The 6,333-nt window shown below is 41.0% G+C and carries 7 protein-coding genes; 1 reads left to right on the top strand and 6 read right to left on the bottom strand.

Annotation, left to right across the window (positions count from 1 at the left end; genetic code table 11):
* Positions 1–355: 355 nt before the first annotated feature.
* From J7I93_RS24790 to J7I93_RS24775, 4 genes are read right to left on the bottom strand one after another with little or no spacing between them, the layout of a single operon-like run.
* Positions 356–640: a ferredoxin family protein gene (locus J7I93_RS24790; RefSeq protein WP_110067514.1), complete on the bottom strand. Its 285-nt coding sequence runs from the start codon at positions 638–640 to the stop codon at positions 356–358.
* Positions 640–1,935, bottom strand: a complete 1,296-nt coding sequence (locus J7I93_RS24785; RefSeq protein ID WP_214729581.1) for an FAD-dependent oxidoreductase — start codon at positions 1,933–1,935, stop codon at positions 640–642. Before J7I93_RS24785 ends, J7I93_RS24790 begins: the two co-directional genes overlap by 1 nt.
* A complete protein-coding gene (locus tag J7I93_RS24780) occupies positions 1,928–2,953 on the bottom strand; it encodes an electron transfer flavoprotein subunit alpha/FixB family protein (protein WP_214729579.1) in 1,026 nt (341 codons plus the stop codon). Before J7I93_RS24780 ends, J7I93_RS24785 begins: the two co-directional genes overlap by 8 nt.
* 23 nt (positions 2,954–2,976) lie before the next feature.
* On the bottom strand, positions 2,977–3,795 hold the full coding sequence (locus tag J7I93_RS24775; protein ID WP_214729577.1) for an electron transfer flavoprotein subunit beta/FixA family protein: 819 nt from the start codon (positions 3,793–3,795) through the stop codon (positions 2,977–2,979).
* 390 nt (positions 3,796–4,185) lie between these two features.
* On the opposite strand from J7I93_RS24775, the gene J7I93_RS24770 reads away from it, so the two are divergent.
* Positions 4,186–4,917, top strand: a complete 732-nt coding sequence (locus tag J7I93_RS24770) for a ZIP family metal transporter (RefSeq protein ID WP_214729575.1) — start codon at positions 4,186–4,188, stop codon at positions 4,915–4,917.
* A gap of 100 nt (positions 4,918–5,017) precedes the next feature.
* On the opposite strand, the gene J7I93_RS24765 is transcribed toward J7I93_RS24770, so the two are convergent.
* Together J7I93_RS24765 and J7I93_RS24760 are read right to left on the bottom strand one after the other, a co-directional pair.
* Entirely contained in the window at positions 5,018–5,251 is a 234-nt protein-coding gene (locus J7I93_RS24765; protein ID WP_214729573.1) for an aspartyl-phosphate phosphatase Spo0E family protein, read from the bottom strand.
* A 316-nt stretch (positions 5,252–5,567) separates the two neighbouring features.
* On the bottom strand, positions 5,568–6,101 hold the full coding sequence (locus J7I93_RS24760) for a 1,2-dihydroxy-3-keto-5-methylthiopentene dioxygenase (protein ID WP_214729571.1): 534 nt from the start codon (positions 6,099–6,101) through the stop codon (positions 5,568–5,570).
* Between the last annotated feature and the right edge of the window lie 232 nt (positions 6,102–6,333).

The raw sequence follows: 6,333 nt of genomic DNA, 5'->3' as shown, positions 1-6,333 counted from the left end.
ACGATATTACGGAGTTGGCCCAAAATATGGTCGCCATAGAGCTCTTATGAAGACGATATTACGGAGTTGGCCCTGAATACGGTCGCCATAGAGCTCTTATGAAGACGATATTGCGCCCCTGAATAATCACCGCACGAAGGAAATGCGGATGCATTTTCGCGGGATTAGCACCTTACGCTCCAATCAACCTAATTTATTGTTCTATTCATAAATCTATTCAAAAACAACCATATTTTAGAAAACAGCCTTTTAATAACACCTTTCCATACAGAAAGAAAAGAAAGATGATGCTTTTTGAGCATCATCTTTCTTTTGATTTTATTGGGTTATACTTTGTTAAAGACTGAACCACAAGTTACGCAAGCCTAAATACAATTCCATGTCCGCCTTTTGGATACTCCCATTTGATATTCTGGTAAGGGCATCCGATTCGGCAGCTGCCGCATTCGTGGCAGCCTTCATAGCCAACCTGCATTCGTAAGCCTTCCCATTTATAAACCTCGGCAGGGCAAAAAATGGTGCAAATCTTATCAGGACATTTTGTCATGCAGATATCATGGTCCAATACAGTAAGGTGTGATTTTGTATCCGCCTTAAAACGGATCAAGTACTGTTTTTCTTCGATCGTTTTTGTTGACATTATTTCACCGCCTTCCATGCTCTGTACATGTCTTGCAGCACGCGAATGGTACCTCGTTCGCTTGTAAAGCTCTTCATGATTTCTTTCTGCTTATCTCTCTTAGGGGTGCCATCTACTGTAAAAAACTTGCTGGCTGCCTTGTTCATCATTGGAACGTATTCTTTGAAGTATTGCGGATAATGTTCAAAGGTATGAGCCGCATCTTTGTATTTTTCCAGGTCCTTTATAATGAAACTTTGATATAGCCTTTCCCTATATTGATTTAAGCTTGCTTGACTAAAGTCACGTCGCTCTTTTGCTTCAATAATTGTTTCAGCTGCCATTTTTCCAGAGGCCATCGCCATATTGGAGCCTTCACGGTGAATTGCATTAACGAGCTGTGCAGCATCTCCAACCAGTAGAACACCATCACCTGCTACCTTTGGAACAGAGTGATATCCGCCTTCCGGAATCAAGTGTGCCAGGTATTCAGCTGATTCTCCTCCTTCAATTAACGGCCTCACCATAGGGTGGGTCTTTAAGTAATCAAGGAGATCATAAGGCTTCAGCTTTGCCTTTATCATGCTTGAAAGTGTTGTTCCAACACCAATATTGACACTTTCCTTATTGGTATAGATAAAAGCTGTACCGAGGTTCCCTTTGGTAGAGTCACCGAAAATCTCTATCGTGCAGCCCTGGTTATCTTCAAGGTTAAAGCGATCATTAATTTTATCTTTCGAGAGGTTGATTACTTCCATAACCGTCAGTGCCACTTCATCGGGACGGAATTCTTTATGGTATCCCAATTGTTTGGCAAGCAGGGAATTTACGCCGTCCGCAAGCACAACGACATCCGCATACACATCTCCATCAGGCCGGTCCGTTCTGACGCCAACCACTTTTCCATTTTCTGTCAGACACTCCAATACTACTGTTTCGTTTATTAACAGGACGCCTTGTTCGACACCTTTTTTAGCAAACCATTGGTCAAATGGTGCTCGAAGCACAGTGAAATTATTGTATGGCTCTTTCCCCCATTCAAGTCCCTTGTATCCGAAGCTAACAGATGACTCTTTATCCATCATCCAAAAGCGCTGCTCAATGACTGGTCGTTCTAACGGTGCCTCTTTCCAGAATTCTGGAATGATTTCTTCCATTTGCTTTCGATATAAAACGCCGCCCATTACATTTTTGCTGCCAGGATATTCACCTCTTTCAATCTGCAAGACTTTTAAACCATTTTTGGCACAAGTAAATGCACACGAGGTTCCTGCTGGCCCTGCTCCAACTACAATTACATCAAATTTCTCAGACATAGCTTATTTCACCTCCTCTTTCGCGCGCTTCTTTAAATTGCTTTATTAATTTAGGCACGATTTCCATCGCATCACCAACGATGCCATATGTGGCAACATCGAAAATGGGAGCTTCCGGATCTTTGTTAATTGCTATGATAAACTCGGAATTTTTCATGCCGACGATATGCTGAATGGCTCCGGATATTCCGATGGCAAAATAAACCTTCGGTGTAATGGTTTCTCCTGTCTGCCCAATTTGCTGTTCATGCGGAAGCCACCCTGCCTCCACTACGTCCCTTGTTCCCCCGACTGTCGCTCCTATGGTGTCGGCAAGCTCATGGATCAGCTGGAATCCCTGCAAATCGCCCATGCCTTTACCGCCTGCAACAACTACATGCGCGTCTGCTAAATTCACCTTTTTTGTGACATCTTTCACAATTTTAAGTACTTTTGTGCGCATATCTTCTTCTTTTAACGTGATGGGCTCTTCTATTACCTTGCCTTTTCTGCGTGGCTCCGGCTCAAGGGCTTTCATTACTTTTGGCCGCACAGTGGCCATCTGCGGCCGATGCTTCTTACAAAGAATGGTTGCCATTATATTTCCGCCGAATGCAGGCCGGCTTGCTTCCAGCAATCTCTTCTCCAATTCGACATCCAGCATAGTAGTATCGGCAGTCAATCCAGTGCTTAAATCTGTGGCAACTGCACTCGCAAGATCTTTGCCATTCGCTGTAGCGCCATAAAGGAAAATTTCAGGCTTGTATTTTTCGGCAAGATTAATGACTGCCTGCATATAAGATTCTGTCCGGTAATCTTTCATAACTTCATGGTCCACAACATACACTTGGTCTGCTCCATATGAAATGACCTCCTCGCTTAAAGGCTTTACTTTATAGCCTAAAAGAACGCCAGAAAGAGGCACCTCCAGTTTATCTGCCAGCTTTCTGCCGGCACCGAGCAATTCCAGGGAAACACCTTCTATTTTCCCTTCATTTTGTTCTATGAATACCCATACTCCACGGTATTCCTCCATCATGAGGATCCCCCCTATCTTTTCTATTACTGTGCAGCGAATAATTCTTTTTTGTCGCTTAATAGATCCATAAGCTGCTTAACCTGCTCATCCGCATTCCCTTCGAGCCTTATTCCTCCTTCAGGCTTGGGCGGCGTAAACATCTTGCCGACAATTGTAGGAGAACCCTTAAGTCCAAGCTGTGTACGGTCCACATCTTCCAAATCATTTACAGACCAAATGACCGGTTCATATCTGGCAGCCTTAATCATATTTGGCATTGGGGAATATTCAATGCTATTAATCTCTTTTTCAACTGTCATCAGGCACGGCACTTGAGCTTGTATCATTTCATAGCCGCTGGTAATTTTTCTTTTTAGAAGGACTGTACTTTCATTTTCATTCAGTTCTGAGACTTCTATAACATTTGTTACAGGGGGAATATCCAGCCTGCGTGCAATCCCAGGTCCTACCTGCCCGGTATCCCCATCAATTGCATGTTTTCCACAAATAATCAGATCTACAGGATTTTCCTTCGAAATGCGCTCTAATGCTTTAGAGAGTGCATAACTCGTTGCCAGTGTATCTGCACCGGCAAATGCGCGGTCCGAAATTAAAAATCCCCGGTCGGCGCCAATTTCAATGCTTTTTTTAATAACAGCAGTTGCCTGGGGAGGTCCCATGGATAATACAGAGATAATCCCTTTTCCCAGCATCTTTTTGATTTTCACAGCTTCCTGGACCGCATGGGCATCATAAGGGTTTAAAATGGCAGGAGCGCTTCGGCGGTCAAGAGTGTTAGTTTTTGGGTTAATTTTAATGATCTTTGTATCAGGCACTTGCTTGACACAGACGACAATGTGCATTTTTAACTTTCCCTCCTTATAACTTAACGCTTTATAAAAAGCGCTTACTCAAAGTTTTATATAAAAATTGCTATGTATTACGATATATGATTCGCAATACAGGCATAGTACTAACAATAAAAAGAATTCATGGGAATTGTGCCTCTTGCTGCGGAAAATTTTGGCGTCCTTCGCTTTAGCCTCACAGGAATTTGTATATGTTTGCAGAAAACAAGGAAGTGGAAGTATGGAAGAATATATGAACTCTTGTATTTATAGAATTCATTAATTTATACTATAAGGAATATTCAGATTTGCACAATGACATAAATCACAGTTTCACGTCCAAAAGGGTTTACTGTTAATTTTTCTAAATGGCTTTCTTTTTAGAGATAAGTGAGGGAATTAATTATGACAGAGGTATTTATCGGCAGTGTACTGTCTGCCTTATCAACGGGATTGGGTGCATTGCTTATTCTATTTATGAAGGGTTCCGTAACTCATAGATGGCGTGATACATTACTTGCTTTTACAGCGGGGATTATGATGGCTGCATCGACTATGGGGCTTATACCCGAGGCGCTTAGTATAGGGGGCTTTAATCCGCTTGCTGCGGGAATATTTTTGGGTGTTTTGGCTCTCACCATTTTGGAAAAAAACATCCCCCATCTTGATCTTCAGCATTCCAGTAAAGGAATTGAGTTTGATGAGAAGGCCATGCTAATCATCGCTGCAATTACCCTCCATAATATTCCTGAAGGGCTATCAGTCGGTGTCAGTTATGCTTCCAGTTCACAGGATACAGGGAATTTAATTGCATTTGCAATCGGGCTCCAAAATGCGCCGGAAGGTCTTTTGGTAGCATTATTTTTAATTAACCAGAAAATAAGCAAGCTAAAGGCATTTATAATTGCCACATTAACCGGAGCAATTGAAATTGTTATGTCTCTCCTCGGCTTCTATTTGACTTCTTATATTGAGTTTCTTGTTCCCTACGGTTTGGCCTTCGCTGCAGGGGCGATGCTGTTTATTATTTATAAGGAGTTAATTCCGGAAAGCCATGGAGATGGGAATGAACGCACATCCACCTACTCGTTTATAATCGGACTTTTATTTATGATTTTCCTTATTGAGATCTTCTAATATAAAAAGGATCCTCCAGGGATCCTTTTTATATTACTTAGCAATATTCCTAGAAAAGTTCTTTGCCTTCCTTATTATATATATTTATTTGCTGTTATCTTCAAACAACAGCCTTCTTCCATAAAAGAATCATTTGTCTGAATGAAATTCTCATCCTTTTCTTATGCTCTTGCTCTTTTTTAATGGCACATTGATATTCATAAATTAATTTATCAAGCTCCTGGCTGCAGCGGATTGTTTCTTCGCTGGCTAGTCCATTTTTCTTTGCCTCTTCTATCATTTTTTCTCTCTTTTGCTGAATTTCAGCCAGCATAACTGTTCTTTTATGGCGCAACTTCTTTTTCCTCCTACTCCTATCCCTTTATCCAATTAAATAATAAAAATATAGCTACTTGAAGCATTATTACAAGAATTTCTATAAATGTAAATAGATTCGCAATATTAGACAATCTTTTTCCAAAAGAATTTAAATCGACAGTATTTTCTTCTTTCCCTTCTTTCTTTTCGACATAATTTGCCAGTATTATTCAGTGTTTTGGACGATGTTTTAGCTGGCCTATCCGGAAACCTTTGTAAAAAATAACCATTTGTTATTGCAGAAAAATTAAGTACAAAAATCCCTTTGCCATTTGGCAAAGGGATTTTTGTACTTAATTATGAACCTCTTCTTTTTCATAGATTGGGACCCAGCCCTCTGTGGTCACAAAAATCCGGATTGCAACAACCTTCTTATCTTCCTGCAAGGTAAAATAATGGCGTATGTTTTCAGGTACAGAAATTAAGTCTCCGGGATTCAGAAAAACCTCAAAGAATTCTCCATTCTTTCCTTGGATGATAAAAACTCCATGACCGCTGACAATAAATCTTACTTCATCATCTGTATGATGGTGTTCCTGCTGGAAATTCTGAAGGAGCTGATCCAAGTTTGGCGTATTCTCTGAAAGGGAAATAACGTCCTGGGCCTGATAGCCTCTTCTCTCGGATATATCTTTAATTTCTTCAGAAAATGTATCCAGAATCACTTGCTTTTCTTCATCAGAAAGAAGATATTTCTCCTGAAGGTTTTCAGGAAGCTTATCAATTGCCCATTGTTCATAAATAACTTCCTGTTTTTCAAGGAAAGCTGCAACCTCTTCCTGATTTCGAATTTCTTTTTTTGTATTTTGCAAAACGATGTATGCCATATTTCTCAATCCTTCCAATTATATTTCTTTGCTTTTATATTAAGGCTCTTTTCGAATAGATTATTGTTTTTGGCCTTATAAAGCTTGCCCGTTGATTTCCGCTCCAGTCACTTGCTTTCCGCGGGGAGGCACTGGAGCCTCCTCGGCGTTTCACGCCTGCGGGGTCTCCCGCTCCCTCTCTTCCCGCAGGACATTGAATAGGCTTCCTCGAATAAGCACCGCACGAAGAAAA

It is taken from the genome of Bacillus sp. ISL-47, from assembly GCF_018613175.1.
GTDB lineage: Bacteria > Bacillota > Bacilli > Bacillales > Cytobacillaceae > Cytobacillus.
This window is presented reverse-complemented; position numbering and strand designations above follow the sequence as displayed.

What these genes read in the sequence shown, in the direction of transcription:
- J7I93_RS24790 (WP_110067514.1), bottom strand. Translation starts at nt 640, where the DNA reads ATGTCAACAAAAACGATCGAAGAAAAACAGTACTTGATCCGTTTTAAG.
- J7I93_RS24785 (WP_214729581.1), bottom strand. Translation starts at nt 1,935, where the DNA reads ATGTCTGAGAAATTTGATGTAATTGTAGTTGGAGCAGGGCCAGCAGGA.
- J7I93_RS24780 (WP_214729579.1), bottom strand. Translation starts at nt 2,953, where the DNA reads ATGATGGAGGAATACCGTGGAGTATGGGTATTCATAGAACAAAATGAA.
- J7I93_RS24775 (WP_214729577.1), bottom strand. Translation starts at nt 3,795, where the DNA reads ATGCACATTGTCGTCTGTGTCAAGCAAGTGCCTGATACAAAGATCATT.
- J7I93_RS24770 (WP_214729575.1), top strand. Translation starts at nt 4,186, where the DNA reads ATGACAGAGGTATTTATCGGCAGTGTACTGTCTGCCTTATCAACGGGA.
- J7I93_RS24760 (WP_214729571.1), bottom strand. Translation starts at nt 6,101, where the DNA reads ATGGCATACATCGTTTTGCAAAATACAAAAAAAGAAATTCGAAATCAG.